Consider the following 25332-nt stretch of genomic DNA (forward strand, 5'->3'; position numbering starts at 1 on the left):
CCTTAACGTACTGTAAAGCCACCATCCACAACCAAATTATGTCCAGTAACCCAACGACTAGCCCCCGAAAGCAAGTAAATACACGCATTACTGATATCAGAACATTGACCAATACCCAAAAGATGTTTTGCCTCAAACTGAGCTCTCAATTCAGGGTCCTTCATATAATTTTGATTAGCATTGATTGGAGTTTCTATAACTCCTGGAGACACACAATTGATTCGAATATTTTTCTTAGAATACTCTACCGCCAATGATCGCACTCCACTAATTAAGGCCCCCTTCGTTAAGGAATAAGAAGACTTACAACTTTCGCCAACAATCCCCATAACAGAAGAGAAGAATACAATACTAGCTCCATCTTTGTTATAATTTTTCAGTTTGCAAACTTCTTTTGTCAAAAGAATGGCACCAAAAACATTTGCCTTAAAGAATTCTTCCAAACGTTCAATGCCAACCAATTTCAAAGGTTCTGTATTGCTTATTCCAGCACAATGCAAAACACCATCTAAAGGTCCGACCGTCCCAACAATATTCTTCACAACATTTGGTAATGATCCAAAGTCAGTCAAATCCTGAGCAACAACCAAATGTCCATCCCCTTCCATCATGGATAGAGTTTCATCCAGGCGTTCCTGATTGCGAGCAACAAGAACTACCTTGGCTCCCATTTTAGAACAATCAATGGCGCACTGGCGACCAATGCCGCTAGATGCACCTGTTACCAGAATCACTTTATTTTCTAGAGAAAAGGGATTGAACATTTAGCTACCCCACTTAGTCTTCTTTCTGTGGTTTTGTAGAGGATTCTTCAGAAGCACCTTCAATCGGAGTATAATCACGACGAAGGCTTTCATCACAAGGCAATCCGTTTTCGACTTCAACGATATCGCTAATCTTGGTGTCAACAAAAGGAACCACACCGGATGCCCAAGTCATACCAACACCAAAGGCGCTCATCAACAATGTCTTCTTACCTTCAAGCTTTCCCTTCAATTCACTCACAATTGTAAGCGGAACACTAACACTAGAAGTATTGCCGAACTTTTCAATAGTGTGCGGAATCTTATCGACATCAAGCTTCATTTTCTTAGCTATATAAGAATTGATAAAGTTGTTTGCCTGATGGAACACAATGTAATCCATCTGATCCGCCGTAAGATTCGAAGCGGCAAGCGTGTTCTTGATATCACGTGGAATTTCGCGAATCACGAAATTAAATACGTCACCGCCCTTCATGTACCCCTGCTCATCACTACGCATATTGCCATACTCGTCAATAACGCGTTCTTTCAAAGTTTCAGGAGTTGACATGTGGCGATAACCACCAGCCTTAATCATAATCAAGTCAGCTCGAGAGCCATCGGAATTTAGCGATAGATAGGCATCACCAAATTTTTCATTCCGTTCAACTAAGGCTGCAACACCAGCATCGCCAAAAATAAACGCAGAACGTCTATCACGCGGTCCATACACTTTACTTCTTGTTTCACCATCCAGAATCAAAGCCTTTCTGATGGCTCCGGTCTGCATCATGCTATACACGACAGACATACCATAAAGGAACGCGGAGCAGCCTAAATTAACATCAAAGGCTATGCAAGAATTTTTCAAGCCAAGGCGATGTTGCAAAGTGATTGAAGTCGCAGGCATACGATAATCTGCAGTCTGTGAAATAAAGACCAACAAGTCAATTTCATCTCGATCAATATTATTATCGATAATCAACTTCTGCGCAGCAGCAAAGCAAAGGTCGCTGGAGCATGTATTTTCATCTGCAAAGCGGCGTTCGTAAATGCCTACTTTTTCCACAACTTCCTTAACCATTTCAGGAGGAAAGTGTTCTGTATATTTTAGATTTTCAATAACATGCTTAGGCACGGCACCTGCCATAGCAGTGATGCCAATACCATTAAACTTCATAACAGCCATTTTAATTATGCCTTCACAAGGTTATAGAGATCTTGAATAGTCTGGCAAGGTTTAATGTGAACATCACCAACCTGCTTCCCAAATTCATCATCAGCCAGTGCAATGAATTCCATTACAGAAATGGATGACCATTCATCCAAATCACGGAATTCGGTTTCTGGAGTCAAAGAATCAACATCTTCGATTTCCAACATTTCAGCAAACTTTTCAATAAATTCTTTGATTTCCATGGTTCTTTTTTCCTTTTTTTGGTCATCATTGGACGTCCAGGTCTAGTCCGCGCAAAAGGCATGAGACAAAACCGAGACTACATATTGTGTAAAAAATTAGAAAATTACGGAAATGTTACAAGGTTTTTATTTTGGACGAAATGCGAATTTCGTACTTTTACACATTTTAATGCGCATCTGTACAGTTTGATTATGCTATTCCCGTAAAAAAATCCAACCCCATGCGAGGCTGGACTCATCAATTATGCCATGAAAGTTTGTCGGGCTCACTTGCCGGTGAGAGCGGCCAACTGCGCCTCGAGTTCCGCAATTCTGCGATCTCTTTCAGTCAACGCACGGGCTTGCTCATCGATGATCTTCTGGCTGCGTTCGCGCTCTTTTTCACGTTCATCTTCCCTAGCGAGCTGGATTTCCTGTTCCCATGTCATGTAGCGCTCCATAGAGGCTTCGCCTCAATTGTGAGTTATGAATTACGAGTTACGAGATTTTCTGTCAGGTAAAATATATTCCAAAGTCAATTAAACGACAAGAGTCTGGGTTTCACCGTATTTACACTACAGGCAACCCCCTCGGAACCGTCAAAAAAGGTCCCACAGGGGACCTCGCTTTTATTTCTGCATCTTGGCCAACTGAGCCTCGAGTTCCGCAATTCTGCGATCTCTTTCAGTCAACGCACGGGCTTGCTCATCGATGATCTTCTGGCTGCGTTCGCGCTCTTTTTCACGTTCATCTTCCCTAGCGAGCTGGATTTCCTGTTCCCATGTCATGTAGCGCTCCATAGAGGCTTCGCCTCAATTGTGAGTTATGAATTACGAGTTACGAGATTTTCTGTCAGGTAAAATATATTCCAAAGTCAATTAAACGACAAGAGTCTGGGTTTCACCGTATTTACACTACAGGCAACCCCCTCGGAACCGTCAAAAAAGGTCCCACAGGGGACCTCGCTTTTATTTCTGCATCTTGGCCAACTGAGCCTCGAGTTCCGCAATTCTGCGATCCTTTTCAGTTAATGCACGATCCTTCTCGGTTAAAGTCTGGGCCTGTTCGGTCAACGCACGGTCCTTCTCCTCGATGATCTTCAGGTTGCGTTCGCGCTCTTTTTCGGTAGCTTTCTCGCGTTCATCTTCCCTGGCGAGCTGGATTTCCTGTTCCCATGTCATGTAGCGCTCCATAGAGGCTTCGCCTCAATTGTGAGTTATGAATTACGAGTTACGAGATTTTCTGTCAGGTAAAATATATTCCAAAGTCAATTAAACGACAAGAGTCTGGGTTTCACCGTATTTACACTACAGGCAACCCCCTCGGAACCGTCAAAAAAGGTCCCACAGGGGACCTCGCTTTTATTTCTGCATCTTGGCCAACTGAGCCTCGAGTTCCGCAATTCTGCGATCCTTTTCAGTTAATGCACGATCCTTCTCGGTTAAAGTCTGGGCCTGTTCGGTCAACGCACGGTCCTTCTCCTCGATGATCTTCAGGTTGCGTTCGCGCTCTTTTTCGGTAGCTTTCTCGCGTTCATCTTCCCTGGCGAGCTGGATTTCCTGTTCCCATGTCATGTAGCGCTCCTGCGTCTGGTTATCGGTCTGGTACCACTTTACCTTGGTGTCTATTTCCTCGGTCTCCGTGGAGTCAGCAGTGTTGGTTGCGAAATACTTCAGGTACGGCTTGAGGGGATGCTCGTCCGGAAGTTTTTTATACTCGTTAAAGATATAAAAATTCTTGAAGGTGCGGTCGTTCAAAGCGACATCTTTATTCTCCACCGCGAAATTCTGGAAACTGTAAATAGGCAGGTCCTCCCCAAAGATGTCATCTGGGCAGATGAAAAGCACGTACTGGTCTTTGAGACTCTTGTACATGGTGCCCCTGTGCAGCTCGTGAGTGTCGCGAATGGACTGGTAGTAGCGGGCGCGCTTGGGAAGTTCCTTTGTGTCCTTCACCTGCATCTCGAGGTCAAAGGAGCTGATGGTCTCGCCGTTCTCGTCGATCTGCTGGGTGAACACATCGTAGCGGACGCTCTTGCTGAAGATGCTCACCTGTTCCATCTTTTCCTGCTCGGGCTCCTTCAGGTCGTAGATTTTGATGCCGAGGGCGGCCTCGATGAAGGGCTTGGCGATTTCCTTGTGGCTCATGACCAGCGGGAAAACGAAACTGTTGGTGATGGTGAATTTGGGGAGAACGATGGCGTCCGCGCCAAAGTCCTCCGAAGTCTTGCTTTCGTTCATAGAAAGTTCCTGTACATCCGGCGACGCGGCCGGCTCGCAGGTAGAACGGTTCCTACCTACTTATATACACGTAGAGAACGAGAAAAAAGCGCAACGGAAGTTTGCAAACAATTGTAAACATGAAATGTTTGTGTAATGCTAGATTCCCTGTCTTCCCCGCCAAGCAAGGATAAGCGCTGGGAATGACAAGTTAAGGGGAGCTTATAAAAAAATCCAACCCCATGCGGGGCTGGACTCATCAATTACGCCATGAAGGGCTGTCGGGTTCACTTGCCGGTGAGGGCTGCAATCTGCGCCTTGAGAGAGGCGATTTCAGCATCCTTGGCGGCAAGGTCAGCGTCCTTGGCAGCAAGATCTGCGTCCTTGGCAGCGAGATCTGCGTCCTTGGAGGCAATGTCCGCTTCTATTTCGGCGAGTCTCTGCTCTGCAGCCTCCACCCTTTTTCGCTGTACGTCAGCAATAGTCTCATAGGGCGGCCTAATGAAATCCATCTTGAAAACCTCCTCAAAAGTTTTGGAAAGCCAACTTCCCAAATATACATCAATCGACGTCAACAAGTCAAGAGTCTCCTGACTGTAAGGCTTTTCGCCGAGCCGGTCCAGGGCGTTCTTGAAAATGTCGCTGTGCGCCTCGGGATTGCGGGCATACTTCATCGCAATGATGAACAGGCAAAGCCGTGGGCTGAACTTGTGGAGGCTCGTTTCGTCTGCAATGTCGTCGACGTCCAGGAAAATGCACTTGAAGGGAAGGACTATGTCCCGAAGGATTTCTGGAAAACGTTTCAACTCGCTATCCAATGGGTTCCACGTTTCGTTGCCGTTGTAGAGGATGATGGCGACGGAGGGGATTCCCTTGCTAGCATTGTTCTTGAGCTTTTCCACCATCATGTGGTAGTGATACTTGCGAAGCTGCTCCATTACGTTGTCGTCGCGATAGGACTTGTGCTCCAGCAGGAAACCTACGCAAACCTGTACCGGATTACCTTCTTGCAGGTATTCCTTCTTCACGTTGGCCCGGAATGCAAGGTCTGCGTATCCTGTACTTGCGGTGTCGCTAAAATCCCCAGGAATGCGAACGAGGGTGTCCATGTCCAAAAGGTCGATGATGCCCTTCAGGTACGCATGTATGCTGGCCAGGTAGTCGATAAATTCAAGAAATGTGGTGACATCTGCAAGGATATCCCTGCAGAAGGAGTCGTGGGGAATAATTTTATTCATTCATTTTCTTTGTTCTGTGCGCCGGGTTAATTGCCCGGCGAAATGACGAGAACGTGTCATCCATATATATACACGCTTTTTTCACCCGGATTGCACCCCTAAAAATGAAATATTTTTGTAAAAAAGGCGCACGCATTTATCTAGTTATTTCAAGCAAAATAATCTATCATTTCAGTATGGAATACGCAGTTGTTACAGGAGCCAGCTCTGGAATCGGGGCTGATTTGGCAAGGGAACTTTCTTCCCGTGGGTTCGGGTTGATTCTTGTGGCCCGTCGAAAGGACCGTTTAAAGGCTTTAGCCGCAGAACTTTCCACCCCGTCCGAGGTTTTCGTGGCGGATCTTTCCAAGCCCGAGGAATGCAAACGTCTCGACATTTTCCTGAAAAATTTTGACATAAGAATCTTTGTCAACAATGCGGGATTCGGTGACTGCGGAGCCTTCGTCAGTTCCGACCTCCAGAAGGAACTGCAGATGGTCCAGGTGAACATCACTGCGTTGCATATATTGTCTAAAATGGCCCTCGGTCTTTTGCAGTCCAAGGCGTGCGACGAACAAGGCGCCCCCAATCAAAAGCAAAGCCGCAACCGTTGTTTCCTGCTGAACGTTGGTTCCAGCGCAGGCCTATTGCCCGCCGGCCCTTACATGGCCACCTACTACGCCACCAAGGCCTACGTAGTCAGCCTGTCCCAGGCCATCGCGGTAGAGCTCAAGGAAGCCAAGAGCAACGTTTCTGTCAGTGTTCTTTGCCCAGGCCCTGTAAACACGGAGTTTAACGACGTGGCCAACGTGAACTTCTCCCTGCCGGGAATATCCAGCAAGGCCTGCGCCCGCTACGCCCTAAGGCAGATGTTCAAGGGGCAGACAGTCATTGTGCCTGGCATGCTGATGAAGATGGCAGGAATCTTCAGCAGGCTCCTCCCCCGCGAGCTTTGCGCAAGAATCACCGGCCGCCAGCAAAAGAAAAAGCTGGGCAAATAAAGGTGGTTCAGCACCACGCTAAAAATTACTCTTCAGACAATACAACCAGCTCGATGCGGCGGTTCTGCTTACGGCCGCTTTCGGTGCTGTTGTCAGCCTTGGGCTGGCTGGAACCGTAGCCGGTTGCAGAAAGGCGGCTGTCAGAAATTCCCTGTTCGACCATGTAGCGCTTGACGCTATAGGCTCGTTCTGCCGACAGTTGCTGGTTAAAGTCGTCGTCGCCTTCGGAACTGGTGTGGCCCTGGATTTCCACCTTGGCCTTGGGATTACGCTTGAGCCCCTTGATGGCTTCGTCCAATGTTTTGAGAGAGCTGGGGACAAGTTCGGCACTTCCGGCCTTAAAGGTCACCCCGGTCAATTCTGCACGGGTGTCATCGAACACCACGGTAATACCTCCGGTGCTCGCCGTCATAGAAACATAGGGCGTATTGCCGCATTCAAAGGGGCCGGTCAAACTTTCGCACATAATGGTATAGGTATCTTCACGAGGAATATGGAAGCTTACCTCGCCATACATATCCGTTGTAACCACAATCTTGTTCTTAGGCTTGTTCTGCCCAATAAAGGTCAGTTTCTTCTTGACCTGGGGCACGTCATCGTAATTGGTATAGGTTACATTCAACACGGCATGGGTCTTGTTGGGTGCCAAGTCACGGGCCTGGGCACTCACGGCAAGGCCACCAGCCAGAACAACAGACAAAACTGTGGTCAGAAGAGTACGGATTTTCATCAAACACTCCATAGCATTTTTTCGTGACCAAATTTAGTTATTTAGCGATAAATAGTCTTTTCAAATTCCCGGGCTTATTCTAAATTTGACGCCGGAAATTTATTCAAGGAGTACAAATGAACCTCTTCAAATCTGCATTCGTGAAGGCAGCTGTTGTGGCCATGGGCTTTGGCCTTGTCACTTCCGCCTGCGCAGCCGAAGAAATGACCCTCAAGGGCAACGTCCAGACTCAGGTCACCAAGTCCATCGCCGACGAAGACAACAACTTCAGCTCCGGCTGGATCCGCGCCAACGTTGGCGGTCAGTACAAGTCCGACAATCTTGACGGTTTGATTATGCTCCGCATTTTCGCCCCTGAATTCGGCAACAAGATCAAGGACGGCGACGGCAAGACCACCGCTTACGACAAGATTCTCGCCGACCTCTACTGGGCTAACTACAAGTGGAACCTTGGCTCCAACAACATGCTGAACCTGAAGCTCGGTCGCTGGAAGACCGACTGGTCCCAGTCCACCAACTTCGGTACCTATATCGACAAGGACCTTACCAAGCGCGGTCTCTGGATGCGCGACTACAGCCATAACGCTGTGGAACTGGGCTGGAAGAACGGCCTCAACCAGTTGAACGCCATGGTCGCCGCAAAGAACGGTACCGCAAACCAGGGCTACGTCCGTGTTGAAGACGACCTGAAGTTCACCTTCCCCCTGGACATGAAGTTCGCCTACCGTGCAAACCTCATTGACGTCGTGCAGAACACTGCCGCGGTCACCCACCGTGTCGCTGCCTACGCAAGCTACACCTTTATGCCCAACCTCCGTCTCTACGGTGAATATGCCTGCATCTACACCGAAGACGAAGACATCAATACCTCTGCCAAGAACTACATCGCTCCGGAATCCAAGTACTTCACCCAGGGCGACTACGTCCAGCCCTTCTACGTTGGTCTTGAAGTTCCCACCTTCGGCATCCTCAGCAACCTGATGTTCGAAATGGAATACATCAAGGACCGCCAGGACGTAATCCACAAAACCCCGAACAACGAAATGGATGACCTCGCCTGGACCGTGGCTCTCGTGAAGTCCGTCGGCAAGTCCAAACTCCAGTTCAGCCTCTACAGCGAAGACGAAATGACCGACCTGGGCATGGCATTCCGCCTGACCACCACTTTTAAGTAGGTTAAAGGGTAAAGGATAAAGGTTAAAGGTTTCTTTCTGCTTTAAACTTTAAGCTATAAACTAAAAAGGGTCGGCCTTAGGGTCGGCCTTTTTGTTTCATTCTGAAACAAGCGTTGGAGCTGCGGCGGTTCATTTTGTTTAAAAAATGAACGTTTTTCAACCCATAATCCTGGAATTTCCTCTTTTACGCCTCCATTTGAGGGCACCCCAGCCCTTGGCATAAAAATTGCTATTTTAGGGCGAAAATAATTATGCGTCCAAACGGACCCAGGTTTTAAACAAAAGGGTTTCCCGAACGAGGAACCCGCAACAAAGGAAAGAAAAATGATCAAGCCTTTAGCAGATCGCATCGTTGTTAAGCCGGCCGAAGCCGAACAGAAGACCTCTTCCGGTCTCTTCATTCCGGATAACGCCAAGGAAAAGCCCATGCAGGGTAAGGTCGTGGCAGTAGGCCCGGGCCGCAAGACCGAAGCAGGCGAAACTGTAGCCATGGAAGTCAAGGTTGGCGACGTGGTTCTCTACGGCAAGTACAGCGGCACCGAAATCAACGTCGATGGCGAAAACTACCTGATCGTTAAGGAATCCGACATCTTCGCTACTCTTTAAGATGCAACTCGGCAGCGTCATCCTGGAGGGAGCCTCGCGACCGATAGGATCCACGCAATCCAAACACAAAGATTTTTAAATAAAAAAAGGTAAACAAAATGGCAAAACAGTTGAAGTTTGATGTTGCTGCTCGCGAATCCCTCATGAAGGGCGTTGACAAGCTGGCTAACGCAGTTAAGGTTACTCTCGGCCCCAAGGGTCGTAACGTCATGATCGCCAAGGCATTTGGCGCACCCAACGTCACCAAGGACGGCGTTTCCGTTGCTAAGGAAGTGGAACTGGAAGACGCTTACGAAAACCTCGGCGCACAGATGGCCAAGGAAGTTGCAAACAAGACTTCTGACACCGCTGGCGACGGCACCACCACCGCAACCGTTCTCGCTCAGGCAATCACTCGCGAAGGCCTCAAGAACGTTGCCGCTGGCGCAAATCCCATGGACATCAAGCGCGGCATGGACGCTGCAGTTGACGCCGTCATCGAAGAAATCGGCAAGATGGCTGTAAAGATCAACGGCAAGGAACACATCGCACAGGTCGCTACCATTTCCGCCAACAACGACCCGGAAATCGGTGACCTCCTGGCCAACGCTATGGAAAAGGTCGGTAACGACGGCGTTATCACCATCGAAGAATCCAAGACTGCTGAAACCATCCTCGACGTTGTGGAAGGCATGCAGTTCGACCGTGGCTACCTCTCTCCGTACTTTGTCACCAACACCGACAGCATGGAAGCAGCCCTCGAAGCTCCTTACATTCTCCTCTACGACAAGAAGATCTCCACCATGAAGGATCTCCTCCCCATGCTGGAATTCGTTGCAAAGCAAAACAAGCCCCTCCTCATCATCGCCGAAGACGTTGATGGCGAAGCTCTCGCAACTCTCGTTGTGAACAAGATGCGCGGCACCCTGAAGGTTGCTGCCGTCAAGGCTCCGGGCTTCGGCGACCGTCGTAAGGCTATGCTCGAAGACATCGCAATCCTCACCGGCGGTATGCTGGTTTCCGAAGACACCGGCGCTAAGCTGGAAGACGCTCCGGTTACCGTTCTCGGCCAGGCAAAGTCTATCACCATCACTAAGGACAACACCACCATCGTCGAAGGTGCTGGCGACGCTGCAAGCATCAAGGGCCGTATCGCCCAGATCAAGAAGCAGATCGAAGCTACCACCAGCGACTACGACCGCGAAAAGCTCCAGGAACGCTTGGCAAAGCTCGCCGGTGGCGTTGCTGTGATCAAGGTCGGTGCTGCTACCGAAGTCGAAATGAAGGAAAAGAAGGACCGCGTTGACGACGCTATGCACGCAACCCGCGCAGCTGTCGAAGAAGGTATCGTTCCGGGTGGTGGCGTCGCTCTCATCCGCGCAGCAAAGGCTGTGGACGCCCTCAACCTCATTAACGACGACCAGAAGACTGGTGCCGCTATCATCAAGCGCGCCATCGAAGAACCTCTCCGTCAGATCGTTGCAAACGCTGGTGGTGAAGGCTCCGTCGTTGTGAACAAGGTTAAGGAAGGCAAGGACGGCTTTGGCTACAACGCTAAGACCGACACCTACGAAGACCTGATCAAGGCTGGTGTTATCGACCCGGCCAAGGTTACCCGCACCGCTCTCAAGAACGCATCCTCCATCGCTTCCATGATTCTCACCACCGACTGCGTGATCACCGAGAAGAAGGAACCGAAGGCTGCAGCAGCACCTGCCATGGATCCTTCCATGGGCATGGGCGGCATGATGTAATCAAAATTTCTCCTTATGGAACATCCCGACTCTCAGGAGCCGGGATGTTTTTTTGTTCCAAATTTTTCCACTAAATTATCAAAAATGTTTACAAAGCAACAGCCGATTTCTAAATTTACCAAAAACTTACAATAACATTCAAATCTAAATACAAAAGGAAACTTGCATGAAACGTATGGGTAAGAAATTCCTGGGCGTCCTGATGTGCGCAAGCGCATTGGCCAGCGCCGCAGGGAACTCAGTCGACACTCTATACTGGTCCGATCCGAGCCTGGACTTTGGCACAAATGGCTATTCGGACTCCATTTACTTGCACTACAGCATACGGCCCAAATTTACGGCAAGCTTTACAACAGACGATGCTAACGCAAAAGCGAACTTTGTTGAGTCGAGCACCTTCTATCGCGAAGAAGACAATGACACAACATGCTATATCACAAATTCTGGTGTTTACAAGGAGGGAGACGTATTTTACTACAACATATACACTCCTCAGCCGTTGAACGCAGATAAAACTTTCGACAGCTACGCCATGGGTTCATCCGTCGGTACCTATTCGGAGCGTTTTTACAAGATGTTCCTCATAGCAGCGTCCCCCACAGGAGAAGGCGAAACCGACACTGTCTACTCCAAAAACACACTTAGGATCTACAGTTTCGCATACGTAAATTTCGCTTCTGGTGAAGATGGAACTGTTAGTCTGGCTGTTGCAGACTCCGCCGTATCGATCGGAAACAAGATCTCATCCAAGGCTACCGCAAATGAAGGTTTTGAATTCGCATGTTGGGCAAATAAAGACAAAATTTGCGTTTCCTCAAACCCCGAGATTACCGTCCTTGTAAAAAGGGACACTGCTCTGACTGCAGTCTACAGCGAAACCGGTACCGCCATGAAAAAAGTCAACCTGGCTTTGTCTGGTGATGCCGACAGCTATCTGACCTACACGAACGACGCATATACTTCCATGCCCTGCGATACCAAGACCGAGGGCGGCTGCTCCGTTCAGGTGGGAAGTACCGTAACACTTGGCTCCTACGACGGTAATACTATTTCCAATGTATCTGTCAATGACAATACTGTAGAAGTAACAAAGCAGCCCGACGGATCCTACACCTTCACCATGCCTGCGGACGCAGTAACCCTCTCCGCCAAGGTTGAGCGTATCAAATACAAGATTACCAACACAAACGACAAGGTTGTAGTGTACTCGGCAACAGATACCCTGACGCCCATTACAGAAACGATCTTCGGTGATTCCATTATAATCACAACCGCAAATAAAAATTACGGTTTAAAGTCGCTCAACATCACAGATGCGGATGGAAACAGGATCTACCCCGATTATTACCATTTCTATTCCGTCGGCATGAGTGGCTATATCATGCCAGCCCAGGAAATCGTCTTGGATGTTGTCGTTGATACAACCTACCAATTGTCCGTCAAGAACAATTACTCGTATGGCTCCGTTACATATTTCAGCACACTCAACGATGGTTATGGCATCGAAAAAGACACCATCCGATTTGGCACCTATCTCCAAAACGGTTATAACAGCATAGACACCATATACTGCGTTGCAGGAACGGACACCTTGTCTGTCTCTCACACAGATGAGGAGCGTCATTGGTTCGTTATGCCTAACAAGCCTGTAGAATGCGAGGTCATTGCTATTCCTAACGAATACACAGTCTCCTACTCCGTTACCGATAGTGCCGGAAATGTCAAGGGACCAGAAAAATCCAAATTTGCTTCATCCTTCAATCTTACAGTAACCCCCAAGTTTGGTTATCAAATTCGCAGCGTATCGTACCTCTTCCCCGCAAGCGGCAATCGATACACCCCAACAATCGTCGATCCGGATAAATTCAACAATCGTATTGGCGCCGAATACATCATTGAACATACTTGGGAAGACGAAATAGAAGTCTCCGTTGAATTCGAGAAAATCCCCTACGAATACATCCCCACATTTGATGTAATCGCCCAAAAATTCTTCTCTGGTTACGATTTCATCAATACTGAAACCACCATAGAAAATAGCTGCATAGTCACTCAATCCCGTGGATTATCCAAGGCTGACGATATCACTAATTACTACAGAGATACTCTCGTTCTTGGTGACAAGTACGCCACCTACTACACATTCTCCAATAAGACCACAGCAGAATGCCTCGCAAACGACACTATCAAAGCAATGGTGTATGTAGCAGAAAGGGCTGCAGCCGGATTGGATTACAAAACGCACTTTACCATCAACGGCAAGGCAGCTCCGGACTCTATCCTGGAAAGCGTTTCCTTCATGGATAACGGTGCTGCCATTATGCTGGTCAGATTCGAAGTCACCGCAGAAGCAAAGTCTGTAAAGGTCGTTCACAATGTTTTGGAACATGGCAAGATTACTGGTCTTCCTGAACTCGCCATAGTAGACGAATCCGTCAAGTTCAGCGTTGTTCCTGATAGTGGTTATGTTATCGCAAGGGTTGAATTCACCTCTGATGCAATTGACTCCAACGTGGTCTTGAAGCCTGCAGACGCATCTAAGTTCGATCCTTCCAAGAGCACCGAATATGTCATCAGCAGCATCCCCGATAGCGAAGTCTCCGTCTGGGTATACTTCCGCAAGCTATTCACTGGTGAAAGTCCGGCATTTGAATTCACCGTGTCTAATACCGAAGACGGAATGAAGAGTGCTGAATTCGAAATGCTTCCCAAGAATTCCTGCCTCGATGTAACCACCTCTAACATCTACAAGGGAACATCCATCAGCTCTGCGAATATACTCAAGGGTTCCGACACCTTTAAGGAAGGCGAAACCTACACCGCAGCCTACACCTTCAACGCAAATCTTGATGGTGACTGCGGCAAGGACGCAAACCTCACAACCGCAAGAGACATGATCGAAGCAGCATTCTACGACCTTGAATTCAAGCCCAGCATGAAAATCACGGTTGACGGAAAGGAAGTCGCATTTGATTCCGTCTGGGACGGCGGCGTCAGCGCAGAAAGCTACGTCACCTTCAACTTGAAGTACACCTTCACCGCTACCGAAGCTAAGGAAGCCATCATGGTTATGGCAGCCAAGCCGCAGTTCAATGTGACTACCGCTGGCCGCAACCTCCTGATCAGTGGCGCACGCGCCGGTAGTACCTACGCCGTCATGGACATGCAGGGTCGCGTAATGCAGCGCGGAACCATGAGCACATCCAACTTCGAGATGGCCGTGCCCCACGCCGGCAGCTACATGATCCGCATCAACAACCAGATGCAGCGCGTCAACGTGAAGTAAACAAGGCTTGACGTAGGCGCAATACGATATAAGCGCGACTTGATATAAACGCGATTTGACGTAAGCGCGGTTTGACATAAGCGCGACAAGTTGAAGACACCCCGATTCTCTGGAATTGGGATGTTTTTATTTGCCCCCTACCGTCGAACATCTTGCCAGCGCCAGCGAACCTTTGCTAGCTGGGCGCCTTTGCCAACCGAGCCTTTGCAAACCGGGTGCCTTTGCAAACCGAGCGCCTTTGCCAACCGAGCGCCTTCGCAAACCGGGCGCCTTAGGACCAAAGCGGCTTGAACGAGGAATTAGTCCTAGAAACAACAGCAGAAAATGATGGAAAAAGCCGCTTGCGTAGGACTAAACAAGAAACGTCAGGAAATTAGTCCTAGTCCATCCCCCAAAAGGCGCTCTTCGGCTGTGTTTTTCCATAAAAAAATAGGACTAAAAAGCGGTGGTTAGCTTTTTAGTCCTAAATTCGGCTTAATTACCACAGCTGCTTTCCGCGCAGCGATGGCTGTTTTCCGCGGCAAGTTCGCATCAAGTTGTTAGAACATCTTGCGGGACTTCTTGGCGCCGCCAGCAGACGGAGCAGGACCGCTTGTAGCGCCCTTATTGCTGAACAAGGTGGCGTCGTCAGCGGACTTGGTCTTAACTTCGAAGTGGTTACCGTCGCAGGTTTCAGAAGGCGCATAGCCAGCGGAATACAAGCAGTAAGACTTTTCGGAGCAGAACTCACCGGCAACCTTGCCAGTATGATTGCAAACGCCCTTGCTTACAACGCCGCTAGGCACCGGGAAAGGCTTGCGGGGCAGATCCTTGTGGAGTTCCTTCATCACAGCCATCCAGACCGGAAGCGCATCTTCGGTACCGGTATGGCCTGCGCCCAAGGTTCCCGGACTGTCGGAGCCGACCCAGACGCCCATGGTATACTGCTTAGTGTAGCCGATGTACCAGCAGTCGGTATAGTCGTTGGTGGTACCTGTCTTACCGCCACTGGGATGGGTAAAGCCGCTAGCCCACACGCGGGCTGCAGTACCGCGAACGTTCACATCCTTCATCATGTCCACCATGATGTAGGCGGAAGCCGGGCGCAAGACTTCGTGTTCCACCTTAGAGTTTCGTTCAATCACTTCGCCGTTACGGTCCACAATGGACTCAATCATGTAAGGTTCAATGCGGTTACCGCCGTTGGGGAACACGGTATAGGCAGAGGTCATTTCCATGAGGGTTGCGCCAACGGAACCAAGGGCCAGGCTGGGCACCGCCATCAAGGGAGCACGAACGATACCGAACTTGCGGGCGTAGTTCACTACGTTGTTCAGACCATACTTCATGCCGGTAAGAATTGCTGGCAGGTTCTTGGAGCGGTACAGAGCACGGCGCAAAGTCATCATGCCTTCGAAATCATGCTCAAAGTTTGCCGGACGCCAAACCTTGTTGGGGTTCTTGTCATCGGGGTCGGGAATGCTCACAGGCTGGTCGTTCACAGAGTCGCAGGGGCTTGCACCATTGTCCATTGCGGTTGCATAGACAATAGGCTTAAAGCTGGAACCCGGCTGACGCAGGGACTGAACGGCACGATTCCAACGGGAGGTATTCCAGTCGCTACCGCCCACCATGGCTCGAATAGCGCCAGTCTCGTTCTCGATCAAGATGGCAGCCACTTCAGCGTGATGGTAACGGATACTGTCAGGGAAACGACGGCGATTCAAATTGGAGTTCGTGTCGGCAGCAAGATATTCCTTCTTGAATAGCGTGTAGACGCTGTCGAAGTGAGCGACAACGCTATCTTCAGGCATATTGTACTTCTTGGTGAGGGCAAGACGTCGAGTTGCACGATACTTCACACGACGGCGAACCTTTTCAACCTGAACGCGGGCAACGCTATCGGCAAAGGCCTGAATTGCCGGGTCGATGGTACTGTTGATTGTTACGCCGTCTGCATAGAGGGAGTTTTCGCCATACTTCTTTTCCATGTACTTACGGATTTCTTCGTAGAAGTACAGGCCAGCCTCGTTCTTGACTTCCTTCTGGGCAAGTTCAATCGGCATTTCAATATACTTGTGATAATCATCGTTGTTGATGTAACCTGCATCGCGCATGGCATAAAGCACAGTGTTGCGACGTTCCAGGGAAGCCTTGGGATGACGGTCCGGGCGATAAGCCTCGGGACGCTGCAACATGCCAGCAAGAACAGCGTACTGAGGAATAGTCAAGCTATCCAGGGGCTTACCGAAGTAGAACTTACCTGCAGCCTGGAAACCGTAGTTACCACCAGACAGGTAGACTTCGTTCATGTAAAACTCGAGAATTTCTTCCTTGGTGTAGGTCTGCTCGATACGGATGGCGGTCATCATTTCCTTAATCTTACGGGAAATGGTTCGTTCCGGAGTAAGGAACAGGAGCTTGGTCAGCTGCTGGCTCAAGGTAGAAGCACCGCGAAGTTTCTTGCCGCTTGTAGCACTTTCAAGAACCGCAGACGGAATGGCCCACACATTCATGCCCCAGTGGTCAAAGAAGGCTCGGTCTTCTGTAGCCATCACTGCCTGGATCGCTTCCTTCGGAATAGAATCGAAGGGAGTCCACTCACGGCGTTCCACAAAGTACTCGTGGGCGATTTCGCCGTTCATGTCGTTAATCTTGGTAACCAGCTTGGGGTTAATCTGTTCCAGCTGGGACAAGGAGGGCAATTCCGGTGCAAAATGATTATACACGACAATCACTGCGGTAAAGGCGATTACCACAGGAATCATGAAGATGCCCAACCAAAGAAGAACCTTCTTATTGGTAAACCAGCCCTTGAGCATTCTCAGAACCGGCATGAGTATAGATTTGACTTTTTCCATTTCTATATCACTGGTAAAAATAATTTGGGGGCAAAGATAGCTAATCATGGCATTCTTCTCAAACCAGTTCACCAGGCAAAGCCACTAAAACAGGGTCGAAATAGGGATTCAAAGTCATCCCGCAAAAAATTTCAAAATTTTTATAAAAAATCCCTTGACAGATTACACCATTAAGCTATATTTGGGCACGTCGAAACGAGAGATCGCAAGACAACATACGCGGATGTAGCCCAACTGGATAGAGCGTTTGGCTACGAACCAAAAGGCTCCAGGTTCGAGTCCTGGCACCCGCAGAAAGAGACCTTAGCTAACGCTAAGGTCTTTTTTTTATTCTAGACCAACTTAAAACGATTTCCAAAGAATCATAAGAAAACAGCAAGTTTGTTAAAAACAATTTTCAAAAACAGCCATTTTTTGCTAACAGTTGTTTGCACAAATTAATGAACTCCATAAGTATCTTTGCGCCGGTGTTTTGGAATAACGACCAGAACAAAGAGGATGGGATGAGATACAAAGAAGAAATTCTTGGTGATGTGATTCGTTATGTATTCATATCTCGTAGGCACGAGCTGGGTTTGACCCAGGAAAACCTTTCGCTGATAGCAAATACGACACGCCAATTTATATCGCAGGTTGAAGGAGGCAAAAGACAGCCTTCCCTGTTTTCGTTAAGCCATTTTGCAACAGCAGTCAACATGACATTGTCGGAATTGTTCCAGGAAATAGACCGCATATATCTTGATTTTACTGACAACGGCGCTGATTTTTAGCCCTTAACAAAAAGCTGTTTTTTTTCTATCTTTGCGTTCCAATGGAATGGCAGCGCAATATTAAAACCTTGACGGAAGACGAGCTTAAGGCTTGGCTCCGTGACGTGGACGAAAAACCGTTCCGCGCAGAACAAATCCAGAAATGGCTGTTCTGCCAGCAGGTCAAGACCTTCGACGAGATGGTGAATATTTCACCGGTTCTCCGCGAAAAGCTCGCTAAGCAGTTTGAGCTTCGCTCCCTCAAGGAAGACCAGCACATGGTTTCCGTCGATGGCACCGTCAAATGGCTTTTCGAGACCTGGGACGGTCATCATATCGAAACGGTGATGATTCCGGCCAACGGTCGTTTTTCTGTGTGCGTATCCACCCAGGTGGGCTGCGCCATGAACTGCGCATTCTGCCGTACCGCCAAGATGGGCTTTTTCCGCAACCTTGAAGCCGGCGAAATCCTTGAAGAAATCATCAATGTCAACTGGTATCTTAAAGAAAACAACATCTTTAACGAAGAAGGCAATATTGCTCAGGTGACAAACATCATCTTCATGGGCATGGGCGAACCCCTGAACAACCTGGAGAACGTGCATCGTGTCTGCTGCACCCTCCACAACCAAAAGCTGTTCAACATGGGTTCCAAGCGCATGACTGTCAGCACCTCCGGCGTTGTACCCCGCATCAAGGAACTGGTGGACCGCAATACTCCCTGCTGCCTTGCAATCAGCCTGAACAGCACCAACAACGAGTACCGTTCCTCTGTCATGCCAGTAAACAACATCTGGCCCATCGAAAAGCTTTTGGAAGCGGTTGACGAATACATTCGTAGAACCGATAACTATGTAACGTTTGAATTCGTGCTTATCCAGGACATTACCTGTACGCCCAAGGCAGCCAAGGAGCTGATTCGCATTTGCGCCCCCCGCCGCGTAAAGGTAAACGCCATCATCTTGAACGATGGCGACGACCCCAACCTGCACGCCCCCACCACCGAAGAAGTCGACACCTTCCTCGCTGCAGTCCGTGCCGCACAGATTCAGATTACTATCCGTACAGCCCGTGGCCGTGACATTTTGGCCGCCTGCGGGCAGCTCGCTCACAAGAAGAAGAACGATCAGGGCGTTTTCGAGAAAGGCTCCAGCCTGCCCGACGCCACTCCTCGATCCAACTAGTTTTTGTTCGTTAAAAAGGAAGGTAAATCATGTTAACGCAAAACCTCCCGGAATTCTGGGACAACCTCTACGCCGAAGGCAAGGACTACTGGAATACCAAGAAGGCAACCCCAGCTCTTCTGGAATTTTTCAAGAACCCCGCCTGCCCCGCCACTGGTTCCGTTCTGGTCCCTGGAGCTGGTTTCGGTTACGACGCCGAAGCCTGGGCTTTGCGCGGACACGACGTACTGGCTGTAGACTTCGCCCCCACCGCCGTGGACGAACTGGACCATCTGAGCCGTAAGCACAAGAACCTCCGTTCCCTGGACCTGGACCTTTTCACTCTTTCTCCCAAGGATCAGAAGCGCGGTGGCCAGCAGTTCGATATCGTTTACGATTACTGCACCTTCTCCGCAATTCATCCGGGCCGTCGCGACGAATATTTCGAAGTCTGCTACAAGATGCTGAAGGATGACGGTCTCCTGATTTCCCTCATGTATCCCCTGATGAACGGCAAGACCCTCCAGGGGCCTCCCCACTGCACCAGCGAAGGCGAACTGATGGCTCGTCTCGACGGCGTGTTCGACATTGTAGACCGCATTCCTGCTGTGGGCAGCCTCCCGGGCCGTGAAGGCAAGGAAGAATTCTGGCTTCTCAAGAAGTGCCTGTAATGACCGCTCATGCTAAATTTTGGATAAGTACGTCTCGTTAGCACTCGCTCTCAAAAAGACCTTGGTTAAAGCCAAGGTCTTTTTTCACATATAGCGTAAAGATTATAGGTTAAAGGATAAAGATGCACGGCTACGCCGTGCTCTTTTTCTTTTCAAGGGCTTTTTCGCACAGTGGCCACACAGAAACTCAGTTTAAAACGCCGAAAAATCAGGAAAAAGGGAAAATCGGTTACTAAAACGCATATTTCAGACCATCTGGTAACCCAAATTTTAATTTGTTTGCAACAAATTCTAATTTCTTCTTTCCAATTTTCATCACGAAGGTTACTTAATAGCGAAAAATTTGCCAAATAGTAACCTTCATTTCTTCATTTTTGCACAATTCCACCTACTTTATTCAAAATAAAGGTTACTAAACAAAAATTTAAACGCCACTTAGTAACCCTTTTCCCCTAAAAATTCCTCCTCCCCTCCCCCACTACATTCGCCTTAGTTATCAATGAAAGATTAAGATTGTTGATAAAGGCGCTTCGCGCTCAATATAAATACGGCACAGCCGTGATTATAACCACACTTCACTCCTCACTGTTCACTCTTCACTATCATACCCTCATCCTTTAACCTTTCTCCTTTAACCTTTCTCCTTTTTTCTATCTTTTCTCCAAAAACAAAACACTTAATACGAGGTTATTATGGCTGATTTATGTCCCTGTGGATCCGGTAAGGAATACTGCGAATGCTGCGAACCCATCATCAAGGGTACCGCCCTGGCAGCTTCTCCCGAAGCTTTGATGCGTTCTCGCTACACTGCTTACGCAAAGCACGAAATCAAGTGGCTCAAGGACTCCCTCGAAGCCACCCAGCGTGACGACTTTGACGAACCCAGCGTAGAAGCATGGAGCCGTGATTCTGAATGGTTGGGCATTGAAATCAAGCAGACCAAGACCGAAGAAGAAAAGAACATCGGCTGGGTTGAATTCATCGCTCGCTTCAAGCAGGGTAACATCACCCGCAACCACCACGAACTTGGCGAATTCCACAAGGTCGGTGGCGCATGGTTCTTCTACGATGGCCGCGCTGTTAAGCAGGAAACCGTTAAGAAGACCGAACCGGACGTTGGCCGTAACGATCCGTGCCCCTGCGGTTCTGGCAAGAAGTACAAGAAGTGCTGCGGCGCTGGTAAGTAATTTTCCGAAGGAAAAAAAATGTTCAAAGTTTTTGTTGATGGTGAAGCTGGTACCACCGGTCTTCAGATCTATGACCGTTTGGCAAAGCGTACCGACATCGAAGTTCTCCGTATCGATCCGGAACTTCGCAAGGACGTCAATGAACGTCAGAAGCTGATTAACGCTTCCGACGTTACCTTCCTATGTCTGCCTGACGCAGCTGCCGTCGAAAGCGCGGCCCTCTGCACCAGTCCCGACACTTGCATTATCGACGCCTCCACGGCCCACCGTGTAAATCCCGACTGGACCTACGGGATGCCGGAACTTTCCGCCGAACAGCGAAAGGCCATCAGCAAAGCTAAGCGCATTGCAAACCCCGGCTGCCATGCCACCGGTTTTATCCTTGGCGTACACCCGCTGATTGCAAGCGGCCTTCTGCCCAAGTCTGCAAACCTTGCCGCATACAGCCTGACCGGCTACTCCGGCGGTGGCAAGAAGCTCATTGCCGAGTATGAAGAGGAATCTGCCCTCAGCCACAAGGCCGGTGAATCCCTGGCAATCATGGCTCCCGCACCTTACGCCTTGGCTCTCAGCCACAAGCATCTACCCGAAATGAAGAAGTACTGCGAACTTGAGAACGCCCCCTTCTTCAACCCGGTGCTTGGCCCCTACTACAAGGGCATGGCTGTAACGGTCGCCATATTTGCAAACCAGCTGACCAAGAAGGTCACCCCGGCTGAACTGACCGAGGTTCTGGCAAAGCACTACGAAGGTTCCAACTTCGTAACGGTTATGCCTTACGAAGCACCCCCGGCTGAGTCTCCGGCCCTCTATAACGGTCGTCTGAACCCCACCATCTGCAACGGAACAAACAACGCTTGCATCCAGGTGTTCGGCAACGACAACGTTATGCAGGTCACCACCATCATCGACAATCTGGGCAAGGGCGCCAGCGGTGCCGCCATCCAGAACATGAACATCGCTCTGGGTCTCGACGAAACCCTGGGCCTGTAAGAAATGAAAAATGAAGAATGAACAATTAACAATGGTAATAATCGCGGCCTCGCCGCATCATATAAAGAGCCGAAGGCTCCATTGTGACCATTGTTCATCGTTAATCGTTAATTGTTAATTGTTAATTGTTAATTATAACTGGTAGTCTATGTTTCTTGACGAAAAATCTATTGAAGTACGCTCCGGCAAAGGTGGAGACGGCATCTGCAGTTTCCATCGCGAAAAGTTTGTACCCCTGGGCGGCCCCGATGGCGGAGACGGCGGCCGTGGCGGTCACGTAATCCTTCAAGTCAACGAACAGTATTCTACCCTGCTGGATATGGGCAACACCCGCCTTTACAGGGCCCAGAACGGACAGCCCGGTGGCGCCAAGCGCTGCACCGGACGTTCCGCCGAAGATCTTGTGGTTAGCGTTCCCCGCGGAACCATCGTCAAGGATGCTGAAGGCAGAATCCTCGCAGACCTGACCGAAGACGGCCAGCGCTGGATTGCCGCACGTGGCGGAAAGGGCGGTATGGGCAACCAGCATTTTGCAACACCTTCCAATCAGGCTCCCCGCAAGTGTACTCCCGGCGAAGCTGGCGAAAAGCGCGAGCTCTTCCTGGAACTTAAGCTCATGGCCGACGTGGGCCTGGTGGGTTTCCCCAACGCAGGCAAGTCCAGCCTGGTGAACAAGATTTCCAGCGGACGCCCCAAGGTTGGCGACTATCCCTTTACCACTCTGGAACCGGTGCTGGGCATTGTCCAGATGAACGGTCACAGCTTTGTGGTGGCAGACATTCCGGGTCTTCTGGAAGGCGCCAGCGAAGGCAAGGGCCTGGGCCACCAGTTCCTGAAACACATCGAACGCACCCATACTCTTTTGTTCGTAATCGACGGCTTTGCCGAAAACGCCTATGAACAGTTCAGCGTTCTTAAGGACGAACTGAAGGCATTCCATCCCAAGCTGGCACAGAAGCCCTACGTTATCGCACTGAACAAGAGCGACCTGGGCATCGACGAAGCCATCAAGCAGTTCAAGGAACACAAGGAACCGGTCATTGTAACCTCCGCTATCACTGGCGACGGTTGCATGGATCTGCAGAAGGCCTTGGACGAAGCAGTTCCCCACGTTCAGAAAAAGAAGGTGGGCTGGGAATCCAAGAAGGTTATCGAAGCCAAGACCATGAAGGCTGCAGACAAGACCCGCGCAAAGGCAGCCCGCAAGACTGCCGCTCCCAAGACCACGGCATCCAAGTCTACCGCCAAGAAGTCTACAGCAAAGCCGGCAGCCAAAAAGACTTCCGGTTCCAAGAAGAAATAAGGTTGTTGAATCAAGGTAACTTCAATGGCTAAGAAGGAACAATCCACTCCAGTAATCCAGAACCGAAAGGCAAGTCATCTCTACTTTGTAGATGAATCCTTCGAGGTGGGCGTCATGCTCATCGGTTCCGAGGTGAAGTCCATTCGCGACGGCAAGTGTACTCTGGGCGAGGCCTGGATCGATCTTGATCCCGACAAGGATGAGCTCTGGCTGATTGGTGCCCACATTGACGAATACCTTTTCGCAAACCGTTTCAATCATTTCCCGGCAAGAAAGAGAAAGCTCCTGGCCCACGTTCACGAAATCCAGAAGATGCGCAAGGCCAAGGAACAGAAGGGTTGCACCCTCATTCCTCTCAAGCTCTATTTCAAGAACCGCAGGGTAAAACTTGAAATGGGCATCTGTCGCGGTAAAGACCAGCACGACAAGCGTCAGTCCATTATGGAACGTGATGCCAAGATGGAAATGGCACGAGCAGCAAAGGCGCACAAGTAATGTTCAAGAAATTGTTCATCTGCCTTGCAGTCCTGTTCGTGGTTCTTGCCTCTGCCGCCAATGCAGACAAGCCCGCAGCTTCTAGCGTCAACAAGGCAGCCTCCGTCGGCACAGACAAGGCATCTGTCTCCCCCGCGGGCAAAGTCGACATCGAGCTTTTTGCAAAAAGCAGGAATGCAAGCTTCCATTGGTTTCCTGTCCAGAAAACATTCAATCTGGTAACCCCTAAGGATACCGCAAAATTCGCAATAGGCCTTCCCTTTGTAAATATCAAGGGAAACGCCTCCGCACTCAAATCTGCTCCGGAAATCGTCAATGGGCGCATCTGGGTGGATTCCGCAGATGTAGCAGGTCTATTCCCCTCCGAAGCCGTCAGCAGTTCTGCCAAGCAGGTCACCGCAGTTTCCAGCAGCTCTATCGCCACAGCAACAAGCTCAGTCGCCGCCGCACCTGCATCCTCCAGCAGTTCTGTCAAGCAGACCGCCGCAAGCACTCCGGCGGTAGCCCCAGCAGCACAGTCCGCCACAAAGGCTAAGGAACAGCCCGCCTCCAACAAGAACGAAACCGCCGGCACCCGCGAAGTAAAAACAATCGTCATCGACCCGGGCCATGGCGGCAAGGACTCAGGCGCCCTGGGCGGCAAGTCCCAGGAAAAGGACATCGTCCTCACCGTAGGCAAGCTCCTCAAGAAAGAGCTTGAAAAAGAAGGTTTCAACGTAAAGATGACCCGCGACAAGGACGTGTTCATCGAGCTAGGCCAGCGCGCCAATCTAGCGAACCAGTGGGACGGCGATCTGTTCATCAGCCTCCATTGCAACGCCATCGACGCCACCCCCGAAAAGAAAAAGCAAGTCAAGGGCTATCACGTTTACGTTCTCCGCGCTCCCGAAAGCGAAGAAGACAAGGCAATCGCCCGTCGCGAAAACAAGGTGGCCACCCTCTACGGCGAAAAGAACGCCAAGGAAGAACTCTCCCCCATCGAATGGTTCAAGCTGGAAGCCCGCCTTGAAAAATACAAACAGAATAGCTACATGTTCACCGAAGAAATGCTCAAGGCCATGGACGGCGGCAAGATCCGTCGCCAGGCAGGTGGCGTCGGCGGTGCAGGCTTCATGGTTCTTGTGGGCGCCCTGATGCCCGCCGTTCTTTACGAAATCGGCTTCATCAGCAACCCTGACGACGAAGCCTACATGATGAGCGACGCTGGCCAGAAGGACATTGCAGAACGCATTTCCAAGGCCGTGGCAAACTACAAGGCCGCAGTCCACAACTACCGCGAAACCCTAGGCAGGTAATCTGCAGATAGAACGAAGGTTAAAAGAGAAGGGCCGCAAGCGCGGTCTTTTTTTTGCTAGTGCAGTCCTTTTTTATAATCGTCAGACAGCCCTATTTGAACTCCACGGCTTGGTAGTGTCAAGGGTTTTTCGCAAAAATAGTTTGTTCCAACATCAGATTCTAGGCCAGGTTCTTCCTGGCTTTTTTCAATTCTGTTTCAATTTCCCTTTGATTTTCAAGTTCATAGAGGTGTTTCATGTTCAGGTATCGCTTGGTGCCCCAGTCCTTTGATGCGACGTATCTTAGCCTTGCACAGACCAACATCAAGGCCGATTCTCCATCCGGGAAGCAGCCTACTACCCGTGTTCTGCGACGGATTTCGCGGTTGAGACGTTCGAGAATGTTGTTGGTCCTGATGCTTCGCCAATGTTCGTGCGGAAAGTCCAGGTAGGTCAAGGTTTCCCTGACTCCCTTGGCGTAGAGATCCGCAGCCGATTTCAGCCCCATGTCCCGCAGTTTCTGCTCCACATCGATAACCTTCTTTAGAG

Annotated in this window: 24 protein-coding genes and 1 tRNA gene; 14 read left to right on the forward strand and 11 right to left on the reverse strand. The window is 49.8% G+C overall.

Annotated elements, in window-relative coordinates; all coding sequences use genetic code 11:
• Window positions 1–2: 2 nt before the first annotated feature.
• The 8 genes from MJZ26_10255 to MJZ26_10290 form a co-directional block, all read right to left on the reverse strand.
• Complete coding sequence (locus MJZ26_10255) at window positions 3–764, reverse strand: SDR family oxidoreductase (protein ID MCQ2106161.1); 762 nt, start codon at window positions 762–764, stop codon at window positions 3–5.
• A 13-nt stretch (window positions 765–777) separates the two neighbouring features.
• On the reverse strand, window positions 778–1932 hold the full coding sequence (locus MJZ26_10260) for a ketoacyl-ACP synthase III (protein MCQ2106162.1): 1155 nt from the start codon (window positions 1930–1932) through the stop codon (window positions 778–780).
• Window positions 1933–1937: 5 nt separating this feature from the next.
• The gene (locus tag MJZ26_10265; GenBank protein MCQ2106163.1) at window positions 1938–2162 is read right to left on the reverse strand and encodes an acyl carrier protein; all 225 of its coding nucleotides are present in this window, start codon (window positions 2160–2162) and stop codon (window positions 1938–1940) included.
• 266 nt (window positions 2163–2428) lie between these two features.
• On the reverse strand, window positions 2429–2590 hold the full coding sequence (locus tag MJZ26_10270) for a hypothetical protein (protein MCQ2106164.1): 162 nt from the start codon (window positions 2588–2590) through the stop codon (window positions 2429–2431).
• A gap of 180 nt (window positions 2591–2770) precedes the next feature.
• Window positions 2771–2929 (reverse strand): hypothetical protein, encoded by a 159-nt coding sequence (locus MJZ26_10275; protein MCQ2106165.1) that lies wholly within the window; start codon window positions 2927–2929, stop codon window positions 2771–2773.
• 180 nt (window positions 2930–3109) lie between these two features.
• A complete protein-coding gene (locus MJZ26_10280) occupies window positions 3110–3322 on the reverse strand; it encodes a hypothetical protein (protein ID MCQ2106166.1) in 213 nt (70 codons plus the stop codon).
• Between the two features lie 180 nt (window positions 3323–3502).
• The gene (locus MJZ26_10285; protein ID MCQ2106167.1) at window positions 3503–4381 is read right to left on the reverse strand and encodes a hypothetical protein; all 879 of its coding nucleotides are present in this window, start codon (window positions 4379–4381) and stop codon (window positions 3503–3505) included.
• Window positions 4382–4647: 266 nt separating this feature from the next.
• Window positions 4648–5598: an Rpn family recombination-promoting nuclease/putative transposase gene (locus MJZ26_10290; GenBank protein MCQ2106168.1), complete on the reverse strand. Its 951-nt coding sequence runs from the start codon at window positions 5596–5598 to the stop codon at window positions 4648–4650.
• A 176-nt stretch (window positions 5599–5774) separates the two neighbouring features.
• Between MJZ26_10290 and MJZ26_10295 the strand changes: the two genes are divergently transcribed.
• Complete coding sequence (locus tag MJZ26_10295) at window positions 5775–6578, forward strand: SDR family oxidoreductase (GenBank protein MCQ2106169.1); 804 nt, start codon at window positions 5775–5777, stop codon at window positions 6576–6578.
• 25 nt (window positions 6579–6603) lie between these two features.
• On the opposite strand, the gene MJZ26_10300 is transcribed toward MJZ26_10295, so the two are convergent.
• Window positions 6604–7308 (reverse strand): OmpA family protein, encoded by a 705-nt coding sequence (locus MJZ26_10300; GenBank protein MCQ2106170.1) that lies wholly within the window; start codon window positions 7306–7308, stop codon window positions 6604–6606.
• A gap of 116 nt (window positions 7309–7424) precedes the next feature.
• Between MJZ26_10300 and MJZ26_10305 the strand changes: the two genes are divergently transcribed.
• The 4 genes from MJZ26_10305 (at window position 7425) to MJZ26_10320 (ending at window position 14108) form a co-directional block, all read left to right on the forward strand.
• Complete coding sequence (locus MJZ26_10305) at window positions 7425–8483, forward strand: hypothetical protein (GenBank protein MCQ2106171.1); 1059 nt, start codon at window positions 7425–7427, stop codon at window positions 8481–8483.
• Between the two features lie 324 nt (window positions 8484–8807).
• Window positions 8808–9089 (forward strand): co-chaperone GroES, encoded by a 282-nt coding sequence (gene groES / locus MJZ26_10310; protein ID MCQ2106172.1) that lies wholly within the window; start codon window positions 8808–8810, stop codon window positions 9087–9089.
• 98 nt (window positions 9090–9187) lie between these two features.
• On the forward strand, window positions 9188–10822 hold the full coding sequence (gene groL, locus MJZ26_10315) for a chaperonin GroEL (protein MCQ2106173.1): 1635 nt from the start codon (window positions 9188–9190) through the stop codon (window positions 10820–10822).
• Between the two features lie 166 nt (window positions 10823–10988).
• On the forward strand, window positions 10989–14108 hold the full coding sequence (locus MJZ26_10320; protein MCQ2106174.1) for a hypothetical protein: 3120 nt from the start codon (window positions 10989–10991) through the stop codon (window positions 14106–14108).
• Window positions 14109–14647: 539 nt separating this feature from the next.
• On the opposite strand, the gene MJZ26_10325 is transcribed toward MJZ26_10320, so the two are convergent.
• Window positions 14648–16948 carry a PBP1A family penicillin-binding protein gene (locus MJZ26_10325; protein ID MCQ2106175.1) on the reverse strand — a complete coding sequence of 767 codons (2301 nt, stop codon included), beginning with the start codon at window positions 16946–16948 and terminating at the stop codon, window positions 14648–14650.
• 219 nt (window positions 16949–17167) lie between these two features.
• On the opposite strand from MJZ26_10325, the gene MJZ26_10330 reads away from it, so the two are divergent.
• The 9 genes from MJZ26_10330 (at window position 17168) to MJZ26_10370 (ending at window position 24804) form a co-directional block, all read left to right on the forward strand.
• Window positions 17168–17241, forward strand: a tRNA-Arg gene (locus tag MJZ26_10330).
• Window positions 17242–17451: 210 nt separating this feature from the next.
• Window positions 17452–17718 carry a helix-turn-helix transcriptional regulator gene (locus MJZ26_10335; protein ID MCQ2106176.1) on the forward strand — a complete coding sequence of 89 codons (267 nt, stop codon included), beginning with the start codon at window positions 17452–17454 and terminating at the stop codon, window positions 17716–17718.
• A 41-nt stretch (window positions 17719–17759) separates the two neighbouring features.
• Window positions 17760–18881, forward strand: a complete 1122-nt coding sequence (gene rlmN, locus MJZ26_10340; GenBank protein ID MCQ2106177.1) for a 23S rRNA (adenine(2503)-C(2))-methyltransferase RlmN — start codon at window positions 17760–17762, stop codon at window positions 18879–18881.
• A gap of 29 nt (window positions 18882–18910) precedes the next feature.
• Complete coding sequence (locus MJZ26_10345; protein ID MCQ2106178.1) at window positions 18911–19531, forward strand: TPMT family class I SAM-dependent methyltransferase; 621 nt, start codon at window positions 18911–18913, stop codon at window positions 19529–19531.
• A gap of 692 nt (window positions 19532–20223) precedes the next feature.
• Window positions 20224–20718: a YchJ family protein gene (locus MJZ26_10350; GenBank protein ID MCQ2106179.1), complete on the forward strand. Its 495-nt coding sequence runs from the start codon at window positions 20224–20226 to the stop codon at window positions 20716–20718.
• A gap of 18 nt (window positions 20719–20736) precedes the next feature.
• Complete coding sequence (argC, locus tag MJZ26_10355) at window positions 20737–21711, forward strand: N-acetyl-gamma-glutamyl-phosphate reductase (GenBank protein MCQ2106180.1); 975 nt, start codon at window positions 20737–20739, stop codon at window positions 21709–21711.
• Window positions 21712–21859: 148 nt separating this feature from the next.
• On the forward strand, window positions 21860–23014 hold the full coding sequence (obgE, locus tag MJZ26_10360) for a GTPase ObgE (protein MCQ2106181.1): 1155 nt from the start codon (window positions 21860–21862) through the stop codon (window positions 23012–23014).
• A 24-nt stretch (window positions 23015–23038) separates the two neighbouring features.
• Window positions 23039–23509 (forward strand): SsrA-binding protein SmpB, encoded by a 471-nt coding sequence (gene smpB / locus MJZ26_10365; protein ID MCQ2106182.1) that lies wholly within the window; start codon window positions 23039–23041, stop codon window positions 23507–23509.
• Window positions 23509–24804 carry an N-acetylmuramoyl-L-alanine amidase gene (locus tag MJZ26_10370; protein ID MCQ2106183.1) on the forward strand — a complete coding sequence of 432 codons (1296 nt, stop codon included), beginning with the start codon at window positions 23509–23511 and terminating at the stop codon, window positions 24802–24804. Before smpB ends, MJZ26_10370 begins: the two co-directional genes overlap by 1 nt.
• Window positions 24805–24964: 160 nt before the next feature.
• On the opposite strand, the gene MJZ26_10375 is transcribed toward MJZ26_10370, so the two are convergent.
• Window positions 24965–25332, reverse strand: a 368-nt coding sequence (locus MJZ26_10375) for a transposase (protein MCQ2106184.1), incomplete at its 5' end; no start/stop codon positions are given.

The sequence above is a fragment of the Fibrobacter sp. genome (assembly GCA_024398965.1).
Lineage (GTDB): Bacteria > Fibrobacterota > Fibrobacteria > Fibrobacterales > Fibrobacteraceae > Fibrobacter.